The organism is Paenibacillus gyeongsangnamensis, assembly GCF_027533625.1.
In the GTDB taxonomy this organism is placed as follows: domain Bacteria; phylum Bacillota; class Bacilli; order Paenibacillales; family NBRC-103111; genus Paenibacillus_G; species Paenibacillus_G gyeongsangnamensis.
The window spans coordinates 35,841-62,272 of record NZ_JAQAGZ010000033.1; the positions used below are offsets into that span (position 1 = coordinate 35,841).

The 26,432-nt window shown below is 45.7% G+C and carries 27 protein-coding genes and 2 pseudogenes; 22 read left to right on the forward strand and 7 right to left on the reverse strand.

The genetic code is table 11. The annotated features are described in order from the left end of the window. The first annotated feature begins 318 nt into the window (after positions 1 to 318). The 5 genes and pseudogenes from hcp to O9H85_RS33630 all read left to right on the forward strand — a co-directional run bounded on the left by hcp (position 319) and on the right by O9H85_RS33630 (position 5,326). Positions 319 to 1,610, forward strand: a pseudogene (gene hcp / locus O9H85_RS33610) (hydroxylamine reductase). Between the two features lie 437 nt (positions 1,611 to 2,047). Next, a complete protein-coding gene (locus O9H85_RS33615) occupies positions 2,048 to 2,662 on the forward strand; it encodes a DMT family transporter (protein ID WP_269885733.1) in 615 nt (204 codons plus the stop codon). A 223-nt stretch (positions 2,663 to 2,885) separates the two neighbouring features. After that, on the forward strand, positions 2,886 to 3,422 hold the full coding sequence (locus tag O9H85_RS33620; RefSeq protein ID WP_269885734.1) for a hypothetical protein: 537 nt from the start codon (positions 2,886 to 2,888) through the stop codon (positions 3,420 to 3,422). A gap of 130 nt (positions 3,423 to 3,552) precedes the next feature. Beyond that, positions 3,553 to 4,521: a polysaccharide deacetylase family protein gene (locus tag O9H85_RS33625; protein WP_269885735.1), complete on the forward strand. Its 969-nt coding sequence runs from the start codon at positions 3,553 to 3,555 to the stop codon at positions 4,519 to 4,521. Positions 4,522 to 4,789: 268 nt separating this feature from the next. After that, positions 4,790 to 5,326 carry a DinB family protein gene (locus tag O9H85_RS33630; protein ID WP_269885736.1) on the forward strand — a complete coding sequence of 179 codons (537 nt, stop codon included), beginning with the start codon at positions 4,790 to 4,792 and terminating at the stop codon, positions 5,324 to 5,326. 148 nt (positions 5,327 to 5,474) lie between these two features. Here the strand turns inward: O9H85_RS33630 and O9H85_RS33635 are convergent, their stop codons facing one another. Further along, on the reverse strand, positions 5,475 to 5,810 hold the full coding sequence (locus O9H85_RS33635; RefSeq protein WP_269885737.1) for a DUF1904 family protein: 336 nt from the start codon (positions 5,808 to 5,810) through the stop codon (positions 5,475 to 5,477). A 552-nt stretch (positions 5,811 to 6,362) separates the two neighbouring features. On the opposite strand from O9H85_RS33635, the gene O9H85_RS38080 reads away from it, so the two are divergent. Continuing rightward, a complete protein-coding gene (locus O9H85_RS38080) occupies positions 6,363 to 6,755 on the forward strand; it encodes a GNAT family N-acetyltransferase (RefSeq protein ID WP_409348245.1) in 393 nt (130 codons plus the stop codon). Here O9H85_RS38080 and O9H85_RS33640 read toward each other — a convergent pair. Beyond that, positions 6,667 to 7,329, reverse strand: coding sequence for a hypothetical protein (locus tag O9H85_RS33640; protein ID WP_269885738.1), 663 nt, complete (start codon positions 7,327 to 7,329; stop codon positions 6,667 to 6,669). The genes O9H85_RS38080 and O9H85_RS33640 overlap by 89 nt on opposite strands. A gap of 169 nt (positions 7,330 to 7,498) precedes the next feature. On the opposite strand from O9H85_RS33640, the gene O9H85_RS33645 reads away from it, so the two are divergent. From O9H85_RS33645 to O9H85_RS33655, 3 genes are all read left to right on the forward strand, one after another. Further along, positions 7,499 to 7,825 carry an ArsR/SmtB family transcription factor gene (locus tag O9H85_RS33645; protein ID WP_269885739.1) on the forward strand — a complete coding sequence of 109 codons (327 nt, stop codon included), beginning with the start codon at positions 7,499 to 7,501 and terminating at the stop codon, positions 7,823 to 7,825. 173 nt (positions 7,826 to 7,998) lie between these two features. Beyond that, a complete protein-coding gene (locus O9H85_RS33650; RefSeq protein WP_269885740.1) occupies positions 7,999 to 9,780 on the forward strand; it encodes a SulP family inorganic anion transporter in 1,782 nt (593 codons plus the stop codon). 481 nt (positions 9,781 to 10,261) lie between these two features. Next, entirely contained in the window at positions 10,262 to 10,696 is a 435-nt protein-coding gene (locus O9H85_RS33655) for a hypothetical protein (RefSeq protein WP_269885741.1), read from the forward strand. Positions 10,697 to 10,748: 52 nt separating this feature from the next. On the opposite strand, the gene dapA is transcribed toward O9H85_RS33655, so the two are convergent. After that, positions 10,749 to 11,660, reverse strand: a complete 912-nt coding sequence (dapA, locus tag O9H85_RS33660) for a 4-hydroxy-tetrahydrodipicolinate synthase (RefSeq protein WP_269885742.1) — start codon at positions 11,658 to 11,660, stop codon at positions 10,749 to 10,751. 113 nt (positions 11,661 to 11,773) lie between these two features. Here dapA and O9H85_RS33665 point away from each other — a divergent pair, with 113 nt between their 5' ends. The 7 genes from O9H85_RS33665 to O9H85_RS33695 all read left to right on the forward strand — a co-directional run bounded on the left by O9H85_RS33665 (position 11,774) and on the right by O9H85_RS33695 (position 17,756). Further along, a complete protein-coding gene (locus O9H85_RS33665; protein WP_269885743.1) occupies positions 11,774 to 12,640 on the forward strand; it encodes a LysR family transcriptional regulator in 867 nt (288 codons plus the stop codon). 228 nt (positions 12,641 to 12,868) lie between these two features. After that, on the forward strand, positions 12,869 to 13,252 hold the full coding sequence (locus tag O9H85_RS33670; protein ID WP_269885744.1) for a VOC family protein: 384 nt from the start codon (positions 12,869 to 12,871) through the stop codon (positions 13,250 to 13,252). A gap of 213 nt (positions 13,253 to 13,465) precedes the next feature. Further along, positions 13,466 to 13,888 carry a VOC family protein gene (locus O9H85_RS33675; protein ID WP_269885745.1) on the forward strand — a complete coding sequence of 141 codons (423 nt, stop codon included), beginning with the start codon at positions 13,466 to 13,468 and terminating at the stop codon, positions 13,886 to 13,888. A 161-nt stretch (positions 13,889 to 14,049) separates the two neighbouring features. After that, the gene (locus O9H85_RS33680) at positions 14,050 to 14,382 is read left to right on the forward strand and encodes a winged helix-turn-helix transcriptional regulator (protein ID WP_269885746.1); all 333 of its coding nucleotides are present in this window, start codon (positions 14,050 to 14,052) and stop codon (positions 14,380 to 14,382) included. Between the two features lie 337 nt (positions 14,383 to 14,719). Next, a complete protein-coding gene (locus O9H85_RS33685; protein ID WP_269885747.1) occupies positions 14,720 to 15,448 on the forward strand; it encodes an NAD(P)-dependent oxidoreductase in 729 nt (242 codons plus the stop codon). Positions 15,449 to 15,462: 14 nt separating this feature from the next. Then, positions 15,463 to 15,921 carry a DUF2269 family protein gene (locus tag O9H85_RS33690; protein ID WP_269885748.1) on the forward strand — a complete coding sequence of 153 codons (459 nt, stop codon included), beginning with the start codon at positions 15,463 to 15,465 and terminating at the stop codon, positions 15,919 to 15,921. Positions 15,922 to 17,141: 1,220 nt separating this feature from the next. Continuing rightward, positions 17,142 to 17,756: a hypothetical protein gene (locus O9H85_RS33695; protein WP_269885749.1), complete on the forward strand. Its 615-nt coding sequence runs from the start codon at positions 17,142 to 17,144 to the stop codon at positions 17,754 to 17,756. Between the two features lie 620 nt (positions 17,757 to 18,376). On the opposite strand, the gene O9H85_RS33700 is transcribed toward O9H85_RS33695, so the two are convergent. Together O9H85_RS33700 and O9H85_RS33705 are read right to left on the reverse strand one after the other, a co-directional pair. After that, complete coding sequence (locus tag O9H85_RS33700) at positions 18,377 to 19,489, reverse strand: NADH:flavin oxidoreductase (RefSeq protein WP_269885750.1); 1,113 nt, start codon at positions 19,487 to 19,489, stop codon at positions 18,377 to 18,379. Positions 19,490 to 19,584: 95 nt separating this feature from the next. After that, positions 19,585 to 19,902, reverse strand: a complete 318-nt coding sequence (locus O9H85_RS33705; protein WP_269885761.1) for an ArsR/SmtB family transcription factor — start codon at positions 19,900 to 19,902, stop codon at positions 19,585 to 19,587. A gap of 300 nt (positions 19,903 to 20,202) precedes the next feature. On the opposite strand from O9H85_RS33705, the pseudogene rsgA reads away from it, so the two are divergent. Further along, positions 20,203 to 21,263, forward strand: a pseudogene (gene rsgA, locus O9H85_RS33710) (ribosome small subunit-dependent GTPase A). 608 nt (positions 21,264 to 21,871) lie between these two features. Further along, complete coding sequence (locus O9H85_RS33715) at positions 21,872 to 22,234, forward strand: hypothetical protein (protein ID WP_269885751.1); 363 nt, start codon at positions 21,872 to 21,874, stop codon at positions 22,232 to 22,234. Positions 22,235 to 22,379: 145 nt separating this feature from the next. Here O9H85_RS33715 and O9H85_RS33720 read toward each other — a convergent pair whose 3' ends face one another. After that, on the reverse strand, positions 22,380 to 22,850 hold the full coding sequence (locus O9H85_RS33720; RefSeq protein WP_269885752.1) for a MarR family winged helix-turn-helix transcriptional regulator: 471 nt from the start codon (positions 22,848 to 22,850) through the stop codon (positions 22,380 to 22,382). Between the two features lie 117 nt (positions 22,851 to 22,967). Here O9H85_RS33720 and O9H85_RS33725 point away from each other — a divergent pair, with 117 nt between their 5' ends. Both O9H85_RS33725 and O9H85_RS33730 read left to right on the forward strand, forming a co-directional pair. Further along, positions 22,968 to 23,765, forward strand: a complete 798-nt coding sequence (locus O9H85_RS33725; protein ID WP_269885753.1) for an SDR family NAD(P)-dependent oxidoreductase — start codon at positions 22,968 to 22,970, stop codon at positions 23,763 to 23,765. Beyond that, entirely contained in the window at positions 23,752 to 24,459 is a 708-nt protein-coding gene (locus O9H85_RS33730; protein WP_269885754.1) for an SDR family NAD(P)-dependent oxidoreductase, read from the forward strand. The genes O9H85_RS33725 and O9H85_RS33730 overlap by 14 nt, the downstream gene beginning before the upstream one ends. 122 nt (positions 24,460 to 24,581) lie before the next feature. On the opposite strand, the gene O9H85_RS33735 is transcribed toward O9H85_RS33730, so the two are convergent. Beyond that, entirely contained in the window at positions 24,582 to 24,896 is a 315-nt protein-coding gene (locus O9H85_RS33735; RefSeq protein WP_269885755.1) for a YceI family protein, read from the reverse strand. Between the two features lie 232 nt (positions 24,897 to 25,128). On the opposite strand from O9H85_RS33735, the gene O9H85_RS33740 reads away from it, so the two are divergent. Both O9H85_RS33740 and O9H85_RS38085 read left to right on the forward strand, forming a co-directional pair. Continuing rightward, the gene (locus O9H85_RS33740; RefSeq protein WP_269885756.1) at positions 25,129 to 25,752 is read left to right on the forward strand and encodes a LysE family translocator; all 624 of its coding nucleotides are present in this window, start codon (positions 25,129 to 25,131) and stop codon (positions 25,750 to 25,752) included. Positions 25,753 to 26,266: 514 nt separating this feature from the next. Beyond that, on the forward strand, positions 26,267 to 26,432 hold a 166-nt coding region (locus tag O9H85_RS38085; protein ID WP_409348189.1), incomplete at its 3' end, for a transposase.

The following is a 26,432-nucleotide window of genomic DNA, read 5'->3' on the forward strand; positions in this document are numbered from 1 at the left end:
CCCATAGCCTTAAAAAACTTTATTTTCAGTTTACCAATTAATATTTCCACCACAATAAAAAACTTATTTCATTTGAAAGCTAATTGAAACGCCTTGAAAACCCAGTAAAATCAACATATCCATAAAACAATCCTATTTAGACATCAGCACTGATTTATATGAAAACCGGGTATTGTCAACAGTTGTACGAGCAATGCGTGAATCGTTGTCACCATTTCGCCAGAAACGATGTGAGCACTATCACATTAGTATCCTCCCGCTTCTGATAAGCTAATCATTGTAAGAGTAAATAGCGAATCACTGAATGGAGGATGCATCATGTTTTGTTACCAATGCGAACAAACACCGAACGGTGGCTGTAAGGTTGTCGGGGTATGCGGAAAAGACGAGACGATCGCAAGCTTGCAGGATACGATCATTTTTGCATTAAAGGGAATAGCTGCCTATGCGACGCACGCCAGACAGCTTGGTTATACCGACCCGGAAGTTGATAAAATAACGCACGAAGCACTTTATCTGACATTGACCAACTCCAATTTCAATCTGCAGGAGCACCTGGATATGGCCAGAAGGTCGGCAATGCCGCGGTGCGGATCATGGATGTGCTCGACCGGGCGCATACGACGCACTTCGGTATTCCGCAGCCGGTTACGGTACCGCAGAATAAGATTGAGGGCAAGTGCATCGTCGTGACGGGGCACAACCTGTATGCGCTGGAAGAGCTGCTTAAGCAGACGGAAGGCAAAGGCATCAATATCTATACCCACTCCGAAATGCTGCCGGCACACGGATATCCGAAGCTGAAGCAATATGCGCACTTAAAAGGAAACATCGGGAAAGCCTGGTATGACCAACGCCGGCTGTTCGAGCAGTTCCCGGGAGCGATTCTCGCGACGACAAACTGCGTTATGCCGATCAAGGGCACCTATGCGGACCGCTTCTTCTCCTATGAGGTAGCCGGGCTTGAGAACGTTACGAAAATCGTCGGCGAGGATTTCTCGCCGCTGATCGAGCGGGCGCTCGAGCTGCCGGGGGCGAATATCGACTCCGAGCAAGTGCTGACCACCGGCTACCACCACGAAACCGTCATCGGGCTTGCGCCGGAAATCATTCAAGCGGTCAAAGACGGCCTGATCAAACGTTTCTTCGTCATCGCCGGCTGCGACGCCCCGGGCAAAGGCGGTGAGTATTACCGCGAGCTGGCGACATCGCTTCCGAACGACACGGTCATCCTGACGACGTCCTGCGGCAAGTTCCGCTTTAATGATGTGGATTACGGCACGGTTGCCGGCACCGGTATCCCGCGGTACATCGATTTGGGCCAGTGCAACAACTCCGGCTCCACGGTCAAAATCGCGCTGGCGCTCGCCGACGCCTTTGGCTGCAGTGTCAACGAACTGCCGGTGAGCATCGTGCTGTCGTGGTTCGAACAGAAGGCCGTCGCCATTCTGTTAGGCTTGTTCAGCCTCGGAATCCAGGATATCCGTATCGGCCCGAAGGCGCCGGAGTTCATTAACGAAGGTGTCATGAACGTACTCGTCGAGAAATTCGGCCTGAAGCTGATCGGCGATGCGCAAGAGGACATGGCGGCCATGCTTTCGCTGCACTAATCCGATTATGACGTTGCAAAGACGAAAAATCCCCCCGCTCCGGCAATTATCGCGCTGGAACGGGGGAATTTTATTTGGTCAAACCGAACCTGGATCAATTCCGGATGCTTAGGTGGTAAGGCGACGTACATGGTCCGCCAAACTCCCCTGACAGGATGGCTGTCTTACAAACTTTTCAGGCAGACGTCTTGGCTATATAATAAGTTTATAAAATTTATGGGTCATGAAATGATTCAGTTTTTTCTTATTTTACTTTGTGGAGGAGAGATAACGATGTTTAACTTTATTGACCCGCCAGTAATACCTCAACAGTAGAATCTACTGTCAAGGTACTTACATGAGGTTTGCTAGTCCTTTCCAAAGATTCTACTGTATGCATGTGGCAGCCGGCAACTCATAGGTCGCACCATCATATCTAGTAGAAAGCGGGAAATGAAGTGAAAGAAAAAATATATTTCATCTTGTCGATGGTAATCTTCGGTGCAGTTGGAGTTTTTGCCAAGTATATTGATTTGGCTTCAAGTGAAATAGCTTTATTCATGAGTCTGATTGGCAGCTTGTTTCTGTTCATCATCTGCATCTGTACCAAGCGTAAAATATCGTGGCAAAACATTAAAATGAATGCTCCTGTACTATTACTCGCAAGCTTCGCCTTGGGTGGAAATTGGATCTTTCTTTTTCAGTCTTATAAGGAAACCACAATCGCGAATGCAGCTTTAAGCTATTATTTTGCTCCCGTTTTGGTCATTATGATGTCGCCTATTGTACTGAAAGAAAAACTTTCACTCAAAAAAGTGATATGTGTCGGAATGGCTCTTTTCGGATTGATTTTAATTGTGCAAAGCGGCAGTACTGGGGGAGCCGAACATCATCTGCTCGGTATCCTTTATGGACTTATTGCGGCAGCTTTTTATGCAATTCTGACCTTGGCCAACAAATTTATCCGAAATATAAAGGATGACCTTATTTCAAATATTAGGCGCTCTCCTGTTACTGGGATCAACGTTTATAAGCGAAGCAAACAGGAATATAAAAGTTCCTTACGGGAATAGAACATCTACCTAGTGAATTGATTAAGACTCAAAACCCCACAAGCTGGTGCCCGTACTCTAACGGCGTAAGCTTGTTGAGGTTTAACCGTGCCAACCATCTCAAACTTGAAGGCAAACCGTTTTCCATTGAAACCTTGGCATACGGCTTTGTCGATGTAATATCAGTGCTGGCAGCTTATATTATGACAGATGCAGAAGTAAAACTAGAGGTGTTGATCTTGCAATGAAAAAAGCTCGCAAAATTTGCCCATTGGCGATAATTTCTAGGAGTGACGGAAAGCGAAGATTTACTTTACTGGCTGTCACAGCCGTTTTAATGTTATCCGTTTGCTCAGGGTTCCTGCTGTATCAACCATTAATGGTTGCCTCGGGCTTTACCAGTCATCAAATCTGTTCCGAAACTTTTGTCTCGGGCCTGAATTCCGATCAGATCTACGCCGATATGGTGAAGCCGACCGGAGCCATTCGTTTTATCGATAGCTTGATGCGATACAACGTTGACCGTGAAAAGCGCGAAGTGACAACGACTGTGGCAGGAATGTACAAAACTCAGGCAGTGTATGGGGAGGGGATGGGTTGCTTGTTGGTGCATGAGCCCGAGGACGTCAATCTGGCCACGGCTGCTGACTTCAATTCCACAGTCGGCCTATCGGGTTCGCAGGCCCCTGAGATAGCGGGACCCGCTGTTGTTGGTATAAAGAAATTATTAGTAGATCACAATAATGTGGATATATCTGGGTCATTATGCTGGCGGAGCTGATTCTTCCGTTGCGCGGATCTTATTATGCGGAAAAATAAGTATCGCAACATAAGCATATTTTGAGCATCAGCCGGATAGTAATAGATTAATAGAATGTCGGTTATTCTATGAATCGGGTGGTGCATGTACGATGTTCCCTTTGAAAAGGCGTTTTTCTTTGATTATAGTTGGAGTTCTGGTTACCATTGCAATTCTTTGTTTAACAGCATTTGCTGTTCTCCAGAAATTGGAAACGACCGCTCAGACGAGCTCTGAACCGCAGCAGACGATGCCGACATGGACCCAAGAACCGTCAAAGCCTACTCAAGCGTCTGCTTTAGGTGGGCAGCAGGAACCACCACAAATCATTGAGCCTGTTCTAATAATGGAGCCAATTCAGCACCCTCTGGCGGCGCCTAGTTCAGCAGTTGTAGACGCCATATATAAGACGCCGCCTTTTCTTTCCAAAGTAAGTATACCGGTGCTAAACTATCATAGCGTTACGATTCAGCCCGGCAATAGAGCCGCAATCACTCCGAAAAAGCTGGAAGAACAGATGCAATACTTAGCGGAACAAGGCTATACGACGTTGTCTTTGAAAGAATTCATAGACATTTGGGAAGGCCGCGTCAGTCCGCCGACCAAACCGGTACTTCTAACGTTCGATGACGGGTACAAAGACAATTACACCACTGCCATGCCTATTCTAAAAAAGTATGAGTTCCGCGCCACTCTATTTATGTCCCCGGGTATGGTGGATGACGGGTATTTTTTAAACTGGGATGAGGTAAAAGAAATGCATCAGGTCGGCTGGGACATACAGCCCCACGGTATGACTCATCCGCATTTGCCAAGGCTGAGCGCTGAGAAACAAGAGCACGAAATTATGGAGGGCCGTCATCAAATCGAAGAGCAGCTGGAGATAACGGCAGACGTCTTTTGTTACCCATACGGGGAACGAAATCAAGTCACCTTGAACATTTTGAAGGAGAACCAATTCCGTTATGCTTTCACGATCGATCAGGGGAAGGCTGCGCCGGACCAGAACCCTTTGCTGCTCCGTAGACTATTTGTCGATGGCGAACAAGGATTAAGCAGCTTTAAGGCATTGTTAAAATAATATTGGGGGAAGTGCAATGATATACTGCTAGAAGGCTGCCGCTCGAATCGGCGGCCTGAGGGACGGGTACGTTAGTGGAATAATCAAACTAAGACGCGGCTCCCGGCAAAATTCGGCAGCCGCGTTATGCTAACTGGCAGTTATCTTCAAATTATTGTGTTAGAATATGGATAAGCGTTTTTGGAATAAATTCAATAAGAGGCGACCACAGATAGGTAGTCTTAATGTTCTATTGGACAGTATGATAACATTTGCGGAGGGTACTGATATGCTGGAGATAGTAAAGAACGTACTCGAAGACATGAATAAGCAGTTAAATCGCATTATAAAGAGCCTTGATAATCTTGATGATGATTTGATTTGGAAAAAAACGGGGTCTTCGACCAATAGTATTGGAAACCTCTGCTTACATTTAGCAGGAAACGAGTATCAAAATTTCGTAAGTGCAATCGGTAACAATCCGTTCATTAGAGAACGCTCCCGAGGAGAATTTGTACCTGAAGGCGGTATGACTAGGGATGAATTAAAAAACCTACTTCAGAGAACACGCTCTGATTCGACTAGCACATTATCAAACTTATCCGAGAAGGATTTAAATAGGGAAGTAATTATTAGGTATTCTTTAGAGGATTGGAATAAGATGCATCGAGTTAATGCGTCGGAAGACGAGACCTACGATATTAGAGTCATAAGACTTCTGCTCATTCAAGTTGCTGCGCACTATGGTTATCATACTGGGCAAATTGTATTTCTCACCAAACTATTGAAAGATATTGATGAAAACATTACGGGACAGTACCATTAATCATTAAACTTGGCGATGGAACTGATCCATCGCTTGTTTTCGTTTCTGTACACTCCGTTCAACGGGCAGGATAGCGTAGTAAGCCATTCCAACATATGGTTGTATCAACGGCACTGGGGCAGCTGATACGTAGACTGGCAAGCCGCCGTCAAAGCGCATCGCAGCGCATGCCGTTGATGTAGTAACCTTCCTCGCTATACACTTTGAAGGCAATTTCCACCTCCGGCACGCCCGCTGCAAGCAAATGCTTCGTTATCGTTTCGGCGAAACGGTCTCTCGTTTGCATCCCGCGTTCGAACCAGGCGACTTCGACGAACGGATACGTATCCACACGCTTACCGTCCATCGCAGAAACAGTCTGCAGGCAATCGAAGGTAAAATTATCTGTGCCGCAGCCGCACACGTCGGCTAATTGTCGTACTAACGCTTCGCTGATCGCGATCACTCGTTCCGGTGCAATTCCTCTTATCGTCAGTTGGGGCAATGTCAGCGACCTCCTTTTTGACCAGTATAACATGAGTCATCTATGTATGATAATTTTGCCGAAAACGGTCGTGAATCCGTTGATGTAGAAAGTAGCGTTTAAAATATTATTACCACTACGCCGAGCGGAACAAAGGAGCATACGTATCCCATTGAGTTGTTAGATTGTATGATTGACTTCGTTTAGCAAACATAAGGCTTCGGAAATTCAAAGACAATCATAAAACGATACTTAAGAGAAGTCTTTTGTACGGTAAACCGCATCATAAATCATTGCGCTAACGGAGTACGATAGCACAATAATCCACACCATGATAAAGCTGCCGCGTTGAACGGCAGCTTTGTTACGCTAACGGGCAGCTATCTTCAATGTTCCTTTATGGTAACATAGGGATAAACATACAATCGGATTGAGGGGAAACCGATGATAATAAGAGAAGCTCACATTGAGGATGCAGAAAAAATCGCAAAAGTTCATGTTGATAGCTGGAAAACCACTTATAAAGGCATTATTTCCGAATCGTATTTGTCCAATCTCTCCGTTGAAAAGAGAATGAAAAGTTGGTTGTGGACATTTGAGAATCTAAACGTTGACGAAAAGATATTCGTCGCAGAAGACATGGCAGGTAATATCGTTGGATTTTCGAATGGGGGTCGAAGACGGAATAACGAATTTGAACATGATGGTGAGCTATTTGCAATCTATCTACTAAAGGATTACCAACGAATAGGGTTAGGAAAAAAACTCTTTAATTCGGTTGTAGAATCATTAAAAGATAATGGTTACATAAAAATGAAGGAGCCCTATCGTGCACCCTTCCTTTGGCTGCAAGTTTCAAAAACGTTCAAATTCCTGTTCAGCAAGGAATCAAGCTGTTCTTTGCCAGATGAAACCTACGGAAATCCTTTGTCAGGTATTTTATGTCCTTCTCGATCTTTCTGGTGATTTCCGGATCGTTATACTCCAAAATCATTTCTACATGCCGGTCTAATGTTTCTTTAATTTCAAGCAACCAGAACGGATAGTTATTGGGTTGCAGCTCGTGTAAATCCTCGGCAAAAGCTTCGGACAAAACACGAATATTCGGTGTATCTAACCATTTGTGAACGGCAAAAAAGGCAGGTGTGAAATCTTCCCGGAATTCTTGTCCTGGAACTTGCTCCCAAAATTCTATCCATTCATTTATCAAGCCAGCTTCATACAAGATAAACTTTAGAAACCCGCATAGCCAAGCCGTGCAACTCGTATTCCGTTGTTGACAGCCGACACCATGGTTCAAAAAGCCGCAGCCTATGCAGCAAGAGCCGCCGCCAGAAATACACACTTTACAGATATGATCGGCCCCAGCCCCACTGAGAAATTCCAATCCAACTTCGATTACTTTTTGTTTTGTTGTAATGCGCAATCTCTCATTTAATTGTTTCGGTCGGGTGGCCGAGTTGTTTTTTTGGTCAGACTGTAGTAATCCCTTATTGATTAAGGGATAGTCTCCCTGTGAGATATTTAAAAATTTAGTCATGTGCGCAGCACCTTTCATATTTTACAAAAACTGAATATCCGAGAAACTAATATTTGATTATTTGAATATAATATTATACGCCCAAGGGCTGTTTTACAACCAGCTTTTTATATGTGGTATTATTATTTGTATATATTTAGATCTTCAAAATTTTTAAGGGGATTAGATGATGAATCGCGATATTCAGCAATTTAAAGCGGAATTTTTTAAAGCGTTGGCTCATCCCATGCGTATTCGGATCCTTGAGGTGCTCTGCGAGGGAGATAAAAATGTCAATGAATTGCAGACTATATTGGGAAGTGAAGGCTCAGCTGTCTCGCAGCAGCTAGCCGTACTTCGAAATAAAAATGTGGTTAGCGGAACAAAAGAGGGGACTTCCGTTATTTATTCCCTTCGAGATCCCCTCATAAAGGAGCTGCTTAGGGTTGCCAAAATTATTTTTGACAATCATCTGGTAGACGCTATTTCGTTGTTGGAAAACATAAGAAATGAATAAAAAGACAAGTAAGGAGGGAATCTTGAAATCCAACAAGATAGCCTTGTTTTTATTGTGCGAAAAGGGCATTTTTGCATGTAAAAGGCAGTTATTTGTTCATTGACAGGAACGATTGATGGGTGTATATTTCCCGTATATTCAAATAATCAAATATATAAAGAAGAAGGGTTTTTATGAAATGGTCAGGAAGATTTGAAGGATACAACAGCCAAGCGCTACGTCGGGATCTCGTTGCAGGGTTGATTGTCGGTGTCGTAGCCATTCCGCTTGCCATGTCTTTTGCTATTGCTTCCGGGGTAAAACCTCAGTTTGGAATTTATACGACCATTGTAGCAGGATTCCTCATTTCTTTGCTTGGTGGTTCCAAGTTTCAGATTGGCGGTCCAACCGGAGCCTTTGTTCCGATCTTATTAGGTATTGTCCTGCAGTACGGATATGAAAATTTGCTCCTCGCTGGCATTATCGCAGGGATTATTCTTGTTTTGATGGGTATTTTCAAGCTTGGCATCTTGATTCAATTTATTCCCCGCCCCGTTACGATCGGGTTTACGTCAGGTATCGCTGTTATCATCTTTTCCGGACAAATCGCGAATTTCTTTGGATTGCGAAATATGAAGAGTCATGAAGACTTTTTGTCCAATATGAAAGAAATCGGAACCCATCTTTACACTTTGAATATGTACAGTGTCATTACTGCTGTCGTTAGTCTTGTCGTCATAATCTTTCTTCCCAAAGTCTTTCCGAAAATTCCGGCGTCGTTAGTCGGTCTTATCGTTTCAAGCATTGTTGCGGCTTTATTCTTTAGCGGAAAGGTGGAAACCATTGGTTCGACCTATGGCGCGATTCCAAGCACATTGCCGACTCTTTCTATTCCACATTTTTCGCTGGAAAAGATACAACAACTGCTCCCGCCCGCATTTGTTATTGCGATGCTGGGCGGAATTGAATCTCTGCTGTCAGCTGTTGTTGCAGATGGTATGTCAGGCAGCAAACATAATAGTAATCGTGAGCTCATTGGGCAAGGGATTGCCAATATCGCGGCTCCTCTTTTTGGCGGAATTCCGGCAACCGGGGCCATTGCACGGACGGCAACGAATATTAAAAACGGGGCTGCCTCACCTATATCGGGAATGGTACATGGGGTAGTCGTGTTGTTGGTCTTGATCCTATTCGCTCCTTTGGCGTCGGCCATTCCGCTATCCAGCATGGCACCGATCCTGATGGTGGTGGCCTGGAATATGAGCGAGCGGAAAGAATTCGCCCATGTGTTAAAAACGAAAACCAGCGATTCGATCATTTTAGTGATTACGTTCCTTCTTACGGTATTAACGAATCTGACTACAGCCGTTGAGGTGGGATTGCTCCTTGCCGTTATTGTCTTTGTGAAACGCATGCGGGATATCCTTACGGTTACAAAAGTTTTACCCGACCCATCGATGAAGAACGAGAAGGTAAAGTCTTATATGGTAAACGAAGGCCATGACTGCCCACAAGTTGGCATTTATACGATTGAGGGACCCCTTTTCTTTGGCGCGGCCAATATGTTTGAAAAATCGATTATGGACACACTTCGCTTGCATCCGAAAGTGTTGCTGCTTCGAATGGGAAAAGTACCTTTCATGGATGCTACCGGCGAATCGAACCTTGCCAGTATCGTGAAGCATTTTAAAAAATCCGGAGGCAGTGTGCTCCTTTCAGGCATTCAACCTCAACCCAAAGCCTATTTAAAAAAGACCGGATTAGATCAAATTATTGGAGAAGACCACTTCTTTGACCATACCGGTGAAGCTATCACCTATGCGTTAAATAAATTGGATTACAACAAATGTTTAGGCTGCAAACATTTCGCTTTTCGTGAATGCGCCGGGTTATCTTCTCGTACCGGGCAACAGCAGGTTATGGAGCACTCAACCGAAAAAGCTTCCAAGCAAGTGCTGGTCGCGCATAAACCTTAGATTCATCCAATATCCGCTAAGACCCTACTCATCTTTTATCGTTGAGGACTCATCATGGATCAGAATTTTATCGAAGATGAACGAAGTTCACCCTTATCACCAATCAGAAAACTTAAAAGATTACAAACATTTCATACTATCTTTTCATGATTCAACATTTGAATGTATAGCACGTGATTTTAAGATTGAGGTTATTTTAGGCTCAATGCACCAAGCGATCGATGTCATGCGCGAAAAACTAAAGTGATATTTTGGTTCTTAAGCTTAAGGCGTTAACGGGTACGCTTGTGAAATAAAAAAACAGCGAGGCGACCGACATAGCTTTTCAGCCGCCTCGCTGAACTAAATGGAGAACTTGCGCTCAATAAAAATCATTGCTGCCAAAAATGACCGGCAGCATCATTTATTATTTAAATGAACGACCGAATATTCCCAGTATATTTGATTAATTTGGATAAATGTATAGAAGGAGCGCTCAGTCATGCATAACGTGTTAAATCTGATATTCCCTATCGTCGCAGACAACCATTATCAAGGTAGTCAAATAGCGTCTATCGCGTTTTTGCTGCTTGCCATCATTGGTATCGTTAGAAGTTGTATTCATTTCTTTGCACCTGATGGTGGCGCTGGGACTATTGCGGGAATGGATTTATCAGTTCCTGGTGCAGATGGTATAAAATTCGCGTTTGCGTTGTGGGGAAGCGCTCAACTTCTCTATGCATTGATACAACTCGTCATCTTTTTTCGGTATAAAACCCTTATTCCCCTCATGTATTTGCTTATGTTCCTCGAAATTGTATTACGAATGATGGCAGGGAGAATGAAACCTGTCCGTTTCTCCCATACGCCTCCAGGACAAGTTGGAAATTACATATTACTTCCTTTGTCGGCAATCCTATTCTACCTGTCTTTGTAGATAAGATACACCTAAACGCATATAGTTGCTCTGTGACTACGTACTGACGAAATCACCACGTTAGTCTACTGAAGTAACGGGCAGGTTTCTGTAATAGCTCTTCCAATTCCAACTGTAAATCCTTGCTTATTGATCCCATTGGTAAACGTAAGGTGTCTGATGCCAAGAGGCCTTGGTTAGCAAGAACCCACTTTATTGGAGAAGGATTTGACTCTTGAAATAACCTCTTGATCAAAGGAACTAGGGAATCAAAAACCTTTTTCGCATGGGAATACTTACCTTGATTGGAAAGCTGATACACTTGTAAGAAAAGTTCAGTTTGGATATTTGCTGAAGCTAAAATACCGCCAGAGGCACCATGCTTTAACATAGAATAAAAATGAAGATCTTCCCCGCAAAGTATAGGTTTCATATCCGATTTGGCGAGTTCAGAAACAAGATCGATGCCACCTGAACTATCTTTTAATCCGATCACACCATTTAGATCCAAAATTTTCCGTACTGTATCAGTGGTTAAATGAATACCCGTGCGACTAGGAACATCATAAGCAATTACCGGAATGCCTACTTGTACTACCCTACGGAAATGCTCAAGCACGCCTGCTTGTGACGGTCGATTATAATACGGTGTTACAACGAGGACTGCATCTGCCCCCAGTTTTCCCGCCAGTTCCGTACGTTTGACAGTAGATGCTGTGCTATTTGTTCCCGTGCCTACAACCACTGGTAACCGCTTCTGAAGCTTGTTCAGGCAAGCTTTCGTCAATTGCACGAGAGCCGTTACTTCTTCCCATAATAAAGTGGGAGATTCACCTGTGGTACCATTGATCACTAAGCCTTGAATGTCATGACTTAATAGCTTCTCCAAATAATATCGGTATGAATCCAAATCTAACTCTTCATTTGGTAAAAAAGGTGTAACGGCTGGCACATAAATCCCCACTAAATCCCGTTCAATCAGCATTGTATTTTCCCTCCAATTCTCCCTTATTGAATTATACTTTAACATGGTATTTTACATCGGTGTTATCTATAATAAATGATAGGTATTATCAATAATTTTGAAGTGGTGATAATTTGGATCTCACGTATTTTCAGACTTTTCGGGAAGTTGCATTCCATCAAAGCTTCACCAAAGCTGCAGTGGAACTTGGTTACGCTCAATCTAGTGTGACGATGCAAATTCAAAAGTTAGAGCAACTTTATGGCGTTAGGTTGTTCGAAAGGTATGGAAAAGGTCTTCGACTTACTTCCGCTGGGGAAGAGCTAATGAAAATTACTGTTCAAATGCTTAATTTATTTCAGCAGTCTAAGGAAATTCTGACCCTTCAAGGAGGTGGGACACTAACTATCGGTACAATTGATTCGCTGGCCTCTTACTATCTGCCTTCTTTGATCCAAACTATCCGCGAGAAATATCCTACTCTTACTATCAGACTTCAGCCGGACTGCGAAGCCTCCATAATAGAGAAAGTCAAGGAAGGTGAATTTGATATCGGACTCTTGCTTGAAAATAAGCCGTCTGATCCGGTTTTGCAATGGAGGAAAATCAGAGAAGAACCACTGGTTTTAATCGCGAGTCCTGATCATCCTTTATCCACTCTCCCTATAATTAACCTTGACCAACTTTATGATTTAGAATGGATTATGACTGAGGCGAGCTGTAATTACCGGATTATGTTAGAAAAGGTTCTTCGGGAACAAAGCGTCCCATACAAGATCGGATTAGAGTTGGGGAACCCCGAAGCGATTAAACGTTGTTTAATGTCAGGCTCCGGTATCTCATTACTTCCACGAATGGTGGTTCACGAAGAGATTCTACGAGAGGAATTAGTCGTCCTCCCATTTATCCATCCCGAAATTAGGTTGGATTTACAAATGGTTTTACACCCTAAGAAGTGGATTTCCCATTCATTAAAAGATTTTATGGAAATGTTACGCTAAAGGGTAACAAGAGTGCAGTGATGGAAGCGATCCATCGCTTGTTTTCGTTATTTGTGCTCTTCGTTCAACAAACGGGCAGGATTATGGAAGACTTGATTTCGAGATAATGATTAAGTGTTATGATTAATTCGGAACAGGACTTCTGTCGAATGTATGGGTTGTTTTGCTTGTAGCCAGATTGTTACCAGAGCACCATACATGGCAAATATCAAAGGAGGAAAATACAGTATGAAAATCATTGTTACCAGTATATTCGTACAAGATCAAGACAAGGCACTGGAGTTTTATTCAGAAACCTTGGGCTTTGTAAAAAAGCATGACGTTCCCGTAGGAGAATTTAGGTGGATAACGCTTGTTTCTCCCGAGGATCAAGACGGTACCGAGCTTTTGCTCGAACCGAATAACCATCCTGCCACCAAAGAGTATCAAAAGAAGATATTTGCTGAAGGCATCCCAGCAACAATGTTTGGCGTTGCAGATGTTCGCAAAGAGTACGAAAGATTATTGAAACACGGCGTAAAGTTTACCATGGAGCCGACAGAAATAGGCGAAGTTACATTGGCTATCTTCGACGATACATGCGGTAATCTTATTCAGATAATGCAGAAGTAACTTTATGACTTATGAGCATTGCTTCAGAATTAAGATATTCCGCTAACGGATACGATAGTATCAAGAAAGCAGGCTGACGGATTCATCGTCAGCCTGTTGAAGTACGGGCAGGATATCGCAAGTGAACAAATCATTATTTATCGCTTGAAAAGTGGTAGAATATAGGACGTTGATAGGATTCAATTATTCATGTTTTTCGAGGGGAGCCAAAAAATGATTCAATCAATTGTTCATATTGCTCTTGTGGTAAAAGATTATGATGAAGCAATAGAATTTTATACAGAGAAGCTGAACTTCACTTTAATTGAAGATACATATCAACCAGAACAAGATAAACGATGGGTAATAGTATCACCGCCAGGATCTGTGGGCACCACATTACTTCTGGCAAAAGCATCCAAAACGGAGCAAGAAGGGTTTATTGGAAATCAGACAGGAGGAAGAGTCTTTCTATTTTTAAACACAGATGATTTCTGGAGAGATTATAATGCAATGTTATCAAAGGGAATTGAATTCGTTAGAGAACCAAAAGAACAGGAATATGGGACTGTTGCCGTATTTAAAGACCTATATGGAAACTTATGGGATCTGTTGGAGTTAAATCAAGATCACCCGATTTCCAAGAGAATGAAATAGTTCCGCAATTCATTGTAGTAGGGCGGAGGTGAGTACTGCATTCGTTAATGTCTTTATCCTTTTTAGTTTCAATGATTGACTTGATTGTAGCGCTATCGTAAAATTTTGTTATGTTAATTTTAGGTAATGCACTTACTTAAAAGTAAGGGGATGATTTATCAATGATTCATCAGCGTGAATGTCCAGTTGAGACACTCATTCATGTTTTAGGTGGCAAATGGAAGCCAATGATTTTATGGCATTTGATTGAATCCAAAAAGAGATTCAACGATCTGGAAAAGCTTATACCTGATGTTTCACAAAAAATGCTTTCACAACATCTCCGAGATTTGGAACGAGAAGGCATAGTCGATAGAACGGTCTACCCTACTATCCCTCCAAAAGTAGAATATTCTCTTAGTGAATACGGCAGAACATTGATTCCTGTAGCAGAAGTCATGTGTGCTTGGGGAGAAAATCATAATAAGCGGAAATATGAAGAGTCAGCGTCATAAAGCTGGTTCAATGAACTTGTACACTAATTCAATCAACTCAAAACAAAAGCTGCCACGGGATTCCGGGCAGCTTTTGTTTACCTAGAGTCGCACTCCTGATATGAATTAATTATCGGGTTTGAGATAATAAAACTCCTTATAGTGTAGAATTGTCGCCAATCTGTCTTTAGAATTTTCCTGTCCTCCCGACCTCCGCGTATAATTATGGTATCCCTTTCTGTCATGCTTACTTTTAAGTAAGTACCCTACTTTAAAGTGGGTTCTTAACATAATTTTGAAGCGATGCTAAGCTTGAGTTAACCAAATATTGGGGTCCATTAAAGAGGAGGAAAGAACAATGAAAATTATTGTTTTTGGAGCGACGGGGAATACAGGGAAAAGAGTGTTGGTACAAGGGATAAAAATGGGGCATGAAATGACCGCATTTGTGCGAAATTCTGAGAAGCTTTATGATCAACTAGGTAAGCATTCCGCAAAGCATGTGAAGGTGATCGTGGACGATATTATGGACCCGGTGAGCGTCGGTGAGGCGCTCGCACATCAAGACGCCGCTATTATTGCAGCCGGCCATGCGGGCCAGGGAGAAGAGTTTGTTCGTATCGTCGATAACATTATAAGCCAATGTGAATTCCAACCTAGTTTCTCTGGGCGGGTATGGATAATGGGAGGAGCCGGCCTGTTGGATATTCCATATACTGATCTTATCGGCAACAATTTACCCGGCTTCCCACCTGAGTATAGAAATCACAACCGGAATTTCGAAAGGCTACAACAGACTCAACTCGATTGGTCCATTATGTGTCCGGGAACAATGATTGATTCGAGAGAGCATCCAGATCCGGTTCATCTACATGTAACAACGGAAACCTTGCCCGTTCCGATTCCGGAGACGATCAAGGAATATTCCGAGGCAGATATAGCCGGTCACTTGTTCAGCCGACTTCAAGAGCTGAATGTTGCTTATGACGATGTCGCAATATGTATGTTGGACCACCTTGAGCTCGGAGGAGCGTTTAAAAGAAAAAGGGTCGGTCTAGCCTATCAAAGCAATATTACGGTGCGCTGAGGAGAGGGGGGATCATGGGTTTGTTTGGATTACTGCTCGTTTTGCATATATTGGCTTCGATCGCCATAATTGGCCCCGCTTTCGTGATGCCCATCATTCGAAGATGCGCTAGAACCGTCGGCCAGCTGCACTTTGCTTTTGGTATAACGACCAAGCTTGCCATAATGCCTAAAATTGGCGGAGCCGTACTTATTTTAACCGGGGTTTGGCTTATGATCATAACCAAGATGGGGTTATCCCAAATGTGGCTGAATGTATCCATCCTTTTATCGCTGCTCATGGTCGTCATGATCGACGGATGGATCGAGCCGCGTATGAAAAAGATCAAAAAGATCATATCTGAAAGTCAAGACCAGGGTAATGAAATTCCCGCCGAGTTCGGACTGCTGATAAAAAAGATCGCACCAATCGAGACGGCAGCACAGCTGCTGATGATTGCCATATTGGTGCTTATGGTCGTTAAGCCATTTTAAAGAAGCCGATGGGAGCGTCCTAACCACATTTTGACCGCTAACGCATCGTAAACATCAGTAAAAGGACTTTCGAATGTGGAAAAGGCTGTGCTTGCTTTACGGAAGCTCCTTTTTTGGTTTATTGAAGTAACGGACAGGATAGCGTGGTCGATACATACTTCCTATCATATGGGAAATAAAGGGATTTTCAAAGTAGAATCGATTCTCAAGTCACGTTCGCTTGCGCTGGCCGATGCTTATTATTTTAGACCTTCAAAAGGGTGATTTGACAATGGACGCAAAAGCGAATGAAACAAAGCATTTGTGGAGTTAGTGTGCAATAGAGTATACCTAGGGGAAAAGTAATAACACGTTTCTTCTGTTCCTGCATGCCTTGAAATGCGAATCATGGATTTATGTGAACCAACGCTCCCAGTAATCCTCATTTCCATGGTGTTGAAATCTTGCGAATGAGTGAGCATATGTGAAGAAAATCCTAAAAACCGAGGGAATAGGGCAGTTGGGATTAGGACTAAAGTGATTGATGGTTGGGCCAGTAGAGTAGGGTCTGGTTCAGATCGATCCCAGGTTAATCATAACTGGGTAGAGGTCTACGTTGGCGGGCCATCTTTTACCTTTAATTACCGGACTAAATATTATGATCCGGACTTAACTACATTTTCTCAAGACCATATCAAAATTCGAGAAGAGAAATATTGATAATTAGATTGGTGTAAATTATCGTTTATACCTACACCAATAGTACTAATGTTTTTTCTTCGACTAACCAATTCACTAACAAGTATTTCCAATAGCCTCTGTCGAAGTATTAAAAACACACTTTGACGGAGGTATTCTTATGCCGTTACCAAAAAACAGAATCGTTCCTAAAGAGAAGAAGTACTTTCGCCCCGAGTTGGATCACTGTAGTTTTGCTTGTCCGGCCCGACAGCGGCAGGGCGAACAAGAGTATATGCGTTGCATGGGTGCGATCCGGCCGGTAATCAACCTGTGGGCGAGTTGGACCGCCAGGGCAATCCGCTTTGCCGCGCTTTTGTTAACCAGAGGTAAGCTGCTACCTATATAGTAAGGTATTAGATCCCGTGCAGGAGGAATCAAAAGTTGGTGGAAGTCGACCCTAACAGTTACGCAACTCGGATTGCCGCAGCATAAAGCGCAGACGGATGCGGGCCGAATGGAGCCAGATGAAAGATGGATCTACAGAAACGAGGTGAGCCGCGATGACAAAAAAACAAGCGAACATTGGCACTGAGAATACGATACCGTTAAATAAATCGGCCATGATGGTTTCGATCTTCATGGCTACCGCCTTAGTAGGGTGCGGCCAGACAACAACGCCACCGCAAAAGACACCGGCAAGTCCTGCCCAGCAGACGGCATCGACGCAGACAACGGCCAATCAGGACGCTCCGCCGTACGGGGGGACGATCATAGACTACTGCCGCGATGATAACGGAGACGGGCACTGCGACGATTCTGGCGAGAACTATGATAAGCAATACGCTTATACCCACGATGGACATCCGTATTATGGCCGGAGCGGCGCCGTCACGTCCGGGGTTATCGCGGCCGGCGCGCTGGCCGGTGCAGCTCTCGGCGCTGCGGCGATGACGGCAGGGAAGCCTACACAGCCGATCCCCAGCACTCCGCCGTCTGTATCCCTGCCTGTGACCAGCGTGGACCCGAAGAAGACGCCTCCTTCTATGGGAACTGGGACGCCTTCAACCGGAACGGCAGCTCCGACGACTTCGTCCCGAACCGGTTCGTTCAGCACCGGTTCGGGAAGTCAAACTGATGCGGACAAGAAGAGCACGGGATCGACGACAAGCGAATAAACATCAAAGGTTTCAACCTCTAGCTCCGCTTCGAAGACGCCCTCAAAGTCCATAGGAAGTGTAGGAACGTCGAAAAGTGGATCAACGTCCAACGGGATATCCAACGGAGTGCCAGGTTCCAGGGGCGGAATAGGAAGCTCTTCTTCTGGTTCCAGCAGCTAAACCAGCTCGTTGACGAATAGAAGCCGGGACGAACCGGAAACCGGGTTTTCGGTAATGGGGGAAACAACGGAGACGGGGGCTGCGCATAAAGCTTACCTCTCTCTATACCGTCAGTTCCCTTTATGGCGAGCCGTACGTAGGCACTGAATGGTATAATCCCGAGTAGCAGAGCGTCATGATCTGGTTTCTGGCTAAAGAGACCGGCGGGCAGCTTTGTTCGGGAGACGACATCGACCAAGTAGGTTATTCTCTTACGAGGAGCTCCCCCGAATCGCTTTACCTGCACTTGAAATCGTGATTCGCAAATTGCTGGAGGAGCATCTCATTAACTAGCATCCTTACCCCACCACTCGTTTTGATAAAGCCATAGCCTGGTACAAAAAAAGATTGCCAACCATCCGGTCAAGAAGGTCGGATAGTGGCAATCTTTCTAATTTACGAACTCATTACGAGCTTGATTAGCTCAGCGTGGCAAGCGCCTCCCGCGTGAATGACAGCAGCTCATCGGTGCGGTTATCGCGGATCTTGGCCGCCCAGGCCGGGTCAGTCAGCAGTGCGCGACCAACGGCAACGAGGTCGAACTCGCCGCGCTCCAGACGCTCGATCAAGTTTTCGATGCCGGCAGCCTGCCCACCCTTGCCTTCCTCGAACAGACTGGTGAAAACGGAGTCAAGGCCGACGGAGCCTACCGTAATAGACGGCTTCCCTGTCAGTTTGCGGGTCCAGCCCGCCAGGTTGAGGTCGGATCCCTCGAACTCAGGCTCCCAGAAGCGGCGCGTGGAAGCATGGAAAATATCGACACCTGCCACAGACAGCGGTGCGAGGAAGCGCCCCAAGTCCTCCGGGTTCGCTGCCAGCTTGGCGTCGTAATGCATCGGCTTCCATTGGGAGAAGCGGAAGATAATCGGGAAGGCGGGGCCAACCGCGGCTCGCACCGCCTCGATAACCTCTACCGCGAATGTGGTGCGGCCAACCAGGTCGCCGCCATACTTATCCGTGCGCTTGTTGGTTACCTCCCAGAAAAACTGGTCAATGAGGTAACCGTGCGCGCCGTGGATTTCCACAGCATCAAAGCCGATACGCTTCGCGTCGGCTGCGGCTTGGGCGTAAGCCTGCACAAGACCGCGAATCTCCTCGACCGTCAACGGCTCAGATACCGGCTGGCCGGTCAGGCTCAGGCCCGATGGCCCGATCGGGTCAACATTCGAATCCGGAAATTTTTCCTTATCGCGGGCCGTGCCGGTGTGCCAGATCTGAGGAGCGATTTTGCCGCCGGCTTCATGCACCTCGCGGACAACGTGCGACCATCCTTCTAGCGCTTCCTCACCGTAAAAATGAGGTACGCCGTGATCGGCAGCTGCAGCCGGATGGTTAATGACCGTTCCTTCAGTGATGATGAGGCCGACGTCATTTTTCGCTCTGCGGCGGTAATATCCGGCCACATCGGGACCTGGAACGCCTTTCGGCGAAAAGCATCGGGTCATAGGGGCCATAACGATACGATTTTTAAGCTTCAATCGGCCGTCTTCAAAAGGTTTGAACAAAGCCTCTGCTGTTTTGGATATAGTCATCTTTCTCTCCTCCTGCCTAGAAAGTGTTTATTTATCTATAAATACAAATATATAGGTTAATAGATCAAAATGCAAATTTTTCGGAGAAGCTTTGACTACTTGTTATTGACTTGCAGCCCGGCTGTGAAGCTTTCTAAGAAGGCGGCAATCCCTTCTTCATTACGCCTGTAATAGGTCCATTGGCCGTAGCGTCGGGACTTCAGAAGTCCGGCTTTCTGCATGGAGGAGAGGTAAGAGGAGATGACCGACTGCGCAAGACCGGATTTTTCTTGATTGCTTCCCACGCAGACACCTCCAGGGAACTCTTCTTTGATAATGTTAGGCAGATTCTCGTTCATTTTTTCCGGCTCCCGCAGCCAGCAAAGAATGTTGAGACGAGTCTCATTAGACAAAGCCTTCAGTACGGCAAGCATATCCTCAGTATTCAATCCTCGACACCCATTCCTAGTTGTTTTTTCCCAGTATATCAAAAGTACTTCCCATGAGAAATATGATAACCACATTCGTATTTATTAAGACGGTGCAGAAGCGCCTTCATGTGTTGGAAAAAATGATTTACCTCAAACTGTACCGTGTAATGGGGGCGGCGGGCTGATTACACTAGAAGCATCGAAGTCAAGTTCGGCTGTTCGAGACATAGAAGCTGCAGCCGCGACTCGACGTTAAACGCCTTCGAAGCTAATTGCTTCACAATTTTTGAGGAGGATTCATCATTGAAATTGGAAACATTGAGCTGGAAGCCCGAATGGGAGCTGAAGTTTGCTGCATACCGGGACAAAGGCTGCATACCCGGTAGGGTTGCGCTGGAGCATAAACATATGTACCGCGTGTATACAGAGCATGGGGATTTGCTCACCGAGGTCTCGGGCAAAATGCGGCACACCGCGGCCGGCCGGGCCGACTATCCGGCTGTCGGAGACTGGGTCGCCGTTTCCGCACGTCTGGAGGAAGGCCGGGCGACGACCCACGGCGTGCTGCCCCGCCTCAGTAAGTTTTCGCGCAAAGCGGCCGGCAGCACGATTGAAGAACAAATTGTCGCCGCCAACATCGACACGGTATTTCTCGTTAATGCGCTCAATCAAGACTTTAATGTGCGCCGTATTGAAAGGTACATGATACTCGCTTGGGAAAGCGGCGCGAACCCGGTCATCGTGCTCAGCAAAGCCGATTTATGCGACGATGTTAAAGCGGCAGTGGCCGAGGTCGCAGCAGTTTCAGTCGGAGTGACTATTCATGTCATCAGCTCGATCGAGCAGCAAGGGCTGGAACAATTGACGCCATATCTCAAAGAAGGAACAACGGTCGCTCTGCTTGGCTCGTCCGGAGCCGCAAATCCACGCTGATCAACAGCCTTTACGGCAGTGTCATGCATGAGACGAACGATGTACGGCATGTGGATGACCGGGGCAAGCATACAACGACGTACCATGAAATGATCATCCTGCCGGACGGCGGACTGCTGATTGATACACCGGGGATGCGGGAGCTGCAAATGTGGGACGCCGACAGCGGCTTCAACGCTTCGTTTCAGGATATCGAAGCGTTGGCGGAGCAATGCCGCTTTCAGGATTGCCGGCATTTGAAGGAGCCGGGCTGCGCCGTCAAACTGGCTATTGCCGAAGATGAACTCAGCCGCGACCGCTACGACAATTACGTGAAGCTGCAAAAGGAGCTCGCCTACTTGGCCCGCAAAGAAAACCGCTCGGCTCAGCTCACGCAAAAAGACAAACGCAAGCCGATCCTGACACGAAAAGTGGCCGCCGACGAGGAATGAATTGCAGCGTATACGGAGCTTTGATTCAAAAGACGCCCTGCATCTCCATTAGTGATGGGGAAGTGCAAGGCGTTCTCGCGTTTGCTCGAGGGAACCAAGAAGCCGGCTTAGTGACTTAGCCGGCTTCAACTGCCACACATTTTGACCGTCCAGAAAATCCTATTCCGTTAATATACGGAAATGAATCTTATACATTAGCCAAAATGTAACGAAAAATAAACAGTTTTGTCAGAAAGTTTTGAACGTCTTATGTCGGCGAGTGGGATTGTGATTTAGATCACATTGACTAACCATCGATATCTTTAAGCTGAGTAACAGCTAGTGAAATACGAAGGGATGAGAATCGTTTCCGCCATCAAGAAGAGCGCTATCCGTACTCCGTCACTGGAGGCTGTTGACTCCTCTGGTTTGTTTCAAGAGTTACGAGTTTATGCAGCGCTGACGAAATCGCAAATCTTGATCATGCTACATTTTACATCGCTATGTGCAGCATACATCGCTAATTAAGGCATTCCTGATATAGCCGACTTTATCGTGGGCATGGATTATGACGTTCAATTCTCGTAGGCAGTTAATGAGGAGTAACAGACAGAAGGGAGAGGCCAATCATGAATCAAGAAAAAGAACAATCCGTACCAAGTGTAGGGATAATCCGATTCGCATGGATGACGATCGCCGCCGTCTTTCTCGTGAATCTATCCGGCTTTGTCGATACACAACCATGCTTAACGCGCGCGAACACCGAGCAAGCCGGTTATATGGAACGGCAGGCATGCGCGGGCGGGAAAAGGCAGCGCTTGATCAGCTCCGTCGGGCGATTCTGGAGCGACGACGGTGCGATTCCGTTACTCGAAGAGGCCTTCCCGAGGCGGACGGAAACCGGCACAGGCAAACGCAATTGGGGCTACCCGTTCCGTACCGGCCACTTCGATATAGACCGCGAAGATTCCGGACGATTACGGAGACGATGAGCGCGGACATTGGCGCGAAAACGGAACCGACGGTTCTAGTACGCAATTGCGCCTACGGGTAGTAACGGGGTAACTGTCGCCAAGGGCGAAGTATATGGATAAAAATGTGAGAACCCTCCGAATTGGAGGGTTCTTTTTATAAGTGTCAAGGTGGCGGGGCATTCCAAGACGCTGAAGACCTTATTTTTGTTCTTTCCGCCAGCTTAGTAATCGACTCAATGTCTTGATCGGTTAATTGATCGAGGAAATGTTTGCGTATTGCCTTTGAGACGATGGGACGGGCTTCATCCAACGCTGATTTTCCAGCGGAAGTGATGATGACATGAACACCACGATCTTTATCTAATGATTTCCTCATCACAAGTCCGCGTTTTTCCATCCGCGTCAGATGATGTGACAATCGACTCTTATCCCAGTCCATCGAGTCGGCTAATTCCTGTTGGCGAAGCTTACCTTTCCCAAATTGGACTAGCCGATCCAATACTCCAAAATCACCCTCCGATAGTCCTGTGTGCTCGGACATATCTTTTACTACGCGATCGAAGATGCTTTTGAAGGAGCCCTTCCACATATGCCATATTCGCATTTCCTCTTCGGTTAGCTCGTTCTTGTCCATAGGAACATGATAACATAGTTGACGTATCAACCGCAATATGTTAAAGTAGGCGCTGGTTGATACGTCAACCTATAGGCTGTATTGCAAAGACCGCACATCGATGCAAGAAAGGAGAGTATGACCATACAGGACAAACCCGTTGCCTTGGTCACCGGGGCCAACAAAGGAATCGGTCTTCAAACCGCGAAGGATCTCGCGGCGCACGGCTTCACTGTGTTCGTCGGGTCGCGCAACCTCGAGCGCGGGGAAATGGCCGCGCAGAGCGTCGGAGCGGATGCCCGCGCACTCCAGCTCGATGTCACGAATCAGGCCTCCGCCGCCGCCGCGGCAGATCGCATCCGGAACGAGCTCGGCCGGCTCGACGTGCTCGTTAACAACGCGGGCATCTCGCATGCGGGAAAGCCGCTTAAGGAAATCGGGAAGTCGGGCTGCGCAAGCGCCGCATCTCTCGACGAGGTGCGCGCGGTGTTCGAGTCGAACGTGTTCGGCGTCATCGCCGTCACGCAAGCGATGCTGCCACTCCTTCGTGAAGCGTCGGCGGCACGCATCGTCAACGTATCGAGCGAAGCGGGCTCGCTGACGCTCAACTCGAACCCGGCCAATCCGCATCGCACGATGTTCGGCGCCGTCTACAGCCCGTCGAAAACTGCCCTCAACGCGATCACGCTCGCCTTCGCCTTGGATCTTGAGTTAACAGGCATCAAGGTCAACGCTGCAGAGCCGGGCTTCACCGCGACGGATCTCAACAACTTCGAGGGCACGCTCACCGTCCAACAGGCCGCACGTCATCCTGTGCACCTCGCGCTCCTCGACGAGAACGGTCCGACGGGCACTTTCTCGAGCGTGAACGGCCCATCCCGTGGTGAGCCAATCATTTCATTCAAAGAAAGGAACATTTTTTATGGATATTCGTGACAAGGTCGTTCTTATTACTGGAGCATCCGCTGGTATCGGCTTAGCCACAGCACGCCGCTTTGCCGCCGCTGGTGCCAAATTAGCATTGGTAGCTCGATCTGCGGATGTACTCAATCATCTCGCCGAGGAATTGAAGATCCGGGGAAGTGACGCTGTAGCTATGCCTGCTGACGTGAGCGATCCGAAGCAAGTTCAACGAGTCATTGATGAGACGGCTCGGCACTTTGGTCGGTTGGATGTGGTCATCAATAACGTAGGACAAGCTGCAGTTGGCACGATCGCCGACCTCAATCGTGATGATTTCCGTAAGATCTTTGACCTTAATGTGATTGGACCATTAGCAGCTATGCAAGCTGTGATCCCAATCATGCGAGAGCAAGGAGGAGGACTGATCATCAATATAAGTTCGGTGGTTACCAAGATGAATATTCCTGGAATCGGAGCCTATGCAGCTACCAAAGCCGCTTTGAACATGCTTTCCGATACAGCACGCGGTGAATTGGCCTCAGAGCATATCCGGGTGATTTCCGTCTATCCGCGCGCAACCGCAACGGATTTTGGCAAAAACGCTCTGGGCGTTCGCCAGCAGCAGCCACAAGGTTCTTCCAATCCATCTGATACTCCTGAATTTGTTGCAGAGAAAATCTTGGCAGCAGCTTTAAATGAGCCAGATGAGCAATATATGGATAAATGATATTCGACAAATCAATTTGGGTAGAGCTACGGCTCCACTAAAGCGGGCCCGTACACCTGATGAGTTGGTACCACCCTAATCACATCACCTTCATCGTGCCAACTATTGAGCTGAGCCAAATTTCACTTCTTTAAGATCGATTCGATAGAAAGTTCAATTTTCACTACATCTTCCACGCCAGACTCCAGAGGAATGTTGAAGGTCAAGCAAGCCAAAGTCACTGCGAGGTGAAAACCCGAGCTTTCAAACGTGATGTAGGGATGTTCCTCCACATGAAGTAATAGGTCGCTCTTCAAGTGCTCATCTCTCAGGTTGTAACGAGTAGTTACACTCGCTGCGTCAATATAGAAGCGAACAGACGCCGTCGATGAATCATCGGGATAGAAAGCCACTTCAGCTTGATAACGTTCGAATACTCCTTTTACTCGGGCAATCATCAGTAATCATCAGATGTTTGACGCTCTCGAATCAAATCACTGTACAAAATGTTCCATTGAACTCCCAGGCTTAAACTAACGGGTGACGATAGTACAATGACAGCAGGCTGCCGGGACGATCGGCAGCCTGTTCAGCTAAACCGAGGGACGGGCAGAATTATTCAGTAAAGTTATTCTAATCGTTAACCGTATATGGTATCGTAAGAGGTAATTTTTAAGCTGGAGGTTCGGTATGGGAAACTTTTATCTGTTTGTCATCATGTCAATCTTGCTGATTATTCTCCCTGGTCCTGATACTGGATTAGCCACCCAAAACACCATTACTCATGGAAAAAAAGGTGGAATTGATACAGTTTTGGGTATTTCAACAGGACTTATCTTTCATACATTAGCGGCAGTTTTTGGTCTTTCTGCCATTATTGTAAAATCTGCATTGTTGTTTTCTATTTTTAAATATGTTGGTGCAATTTATCTGATTTATTTAGGTGTAACATCAATACGGTCTTTAAAGAAGAATACAGCCTCAACTAATGGCAACCACCAAACAAGATATAAGAATAAATCTCCATTTGGCCAAGGTTTTTTGACAAACCTTCTTAATCCGAAAGTAGCTGTTTTCTTCCTTACGTTTCTTCCACAATTTTTGACTTCTGGCAGTAAACCATTTTTGCAATTTCTCGTCATGGGACTTACTTATACAGTTTTAACTATCATTTGGTTCTTACTGTATGTATATTTAATTGATTACATCAGTACATGGATGAAGAAACCTTCTACTCAGAGAGCTATCCAAGGAATATCAGGTTTTGTTCTAGTTGCTTTTGGAATTAAACTTGCTTTAGAAAGAAGACCTTAGTTTTTCGTTTTCGTGGCATAATTTTAGGAAAATCCCTACCAATTAATTTGATGTTGGATTTTTATTTACCTTTGAAATCAAGTTCTACTGGTTGTTCCACTAACGGATAACGATAGCTGGACACATATTTCTTGCAGAACATGCTCTCTCGTTTACCTTTAATTGGCGATATTAACAAGACCGAACGACCTAAATTTAACCCTCTTTAAGAATAATAATCTGGTGTATCAGGGATATCCTGCCATAGCTTGGATCAAGCAATTAAAAAACAATTGATTAAACTAACGGGGAAGTTAGTTCAATGATGAACTCTATATAAACGATCAAGGAACTGCCGCGGCAGCTCCTTTTGAGATGTTAACAAAATCATGGTTTTTGTTCAGCCTATTAGTGGTTCAGCTCAACTTAGTTTGGGTTAAGTAATCTAATTAGTTTGTTTAAGTTTAAATGCCTCTCACTGCTAATTATAATGCTACATAGAAACTAGACAGAAAAAAAGGAGTTTCTTAGTTGTATGACGACCAGTAGAAGGAAGTTTACGCCGGAAGAAAAGGCCCACATCGTACTGGAAATTCTGAAGGAAGAAAAGTCGGTTTCGCAGCTCGCTTCAGAGCACGGCATTCATAGCAATGTCCTGAATCGGTGGAAATCAGAAGCGGTTCAGAACCTCTCGCAATTGT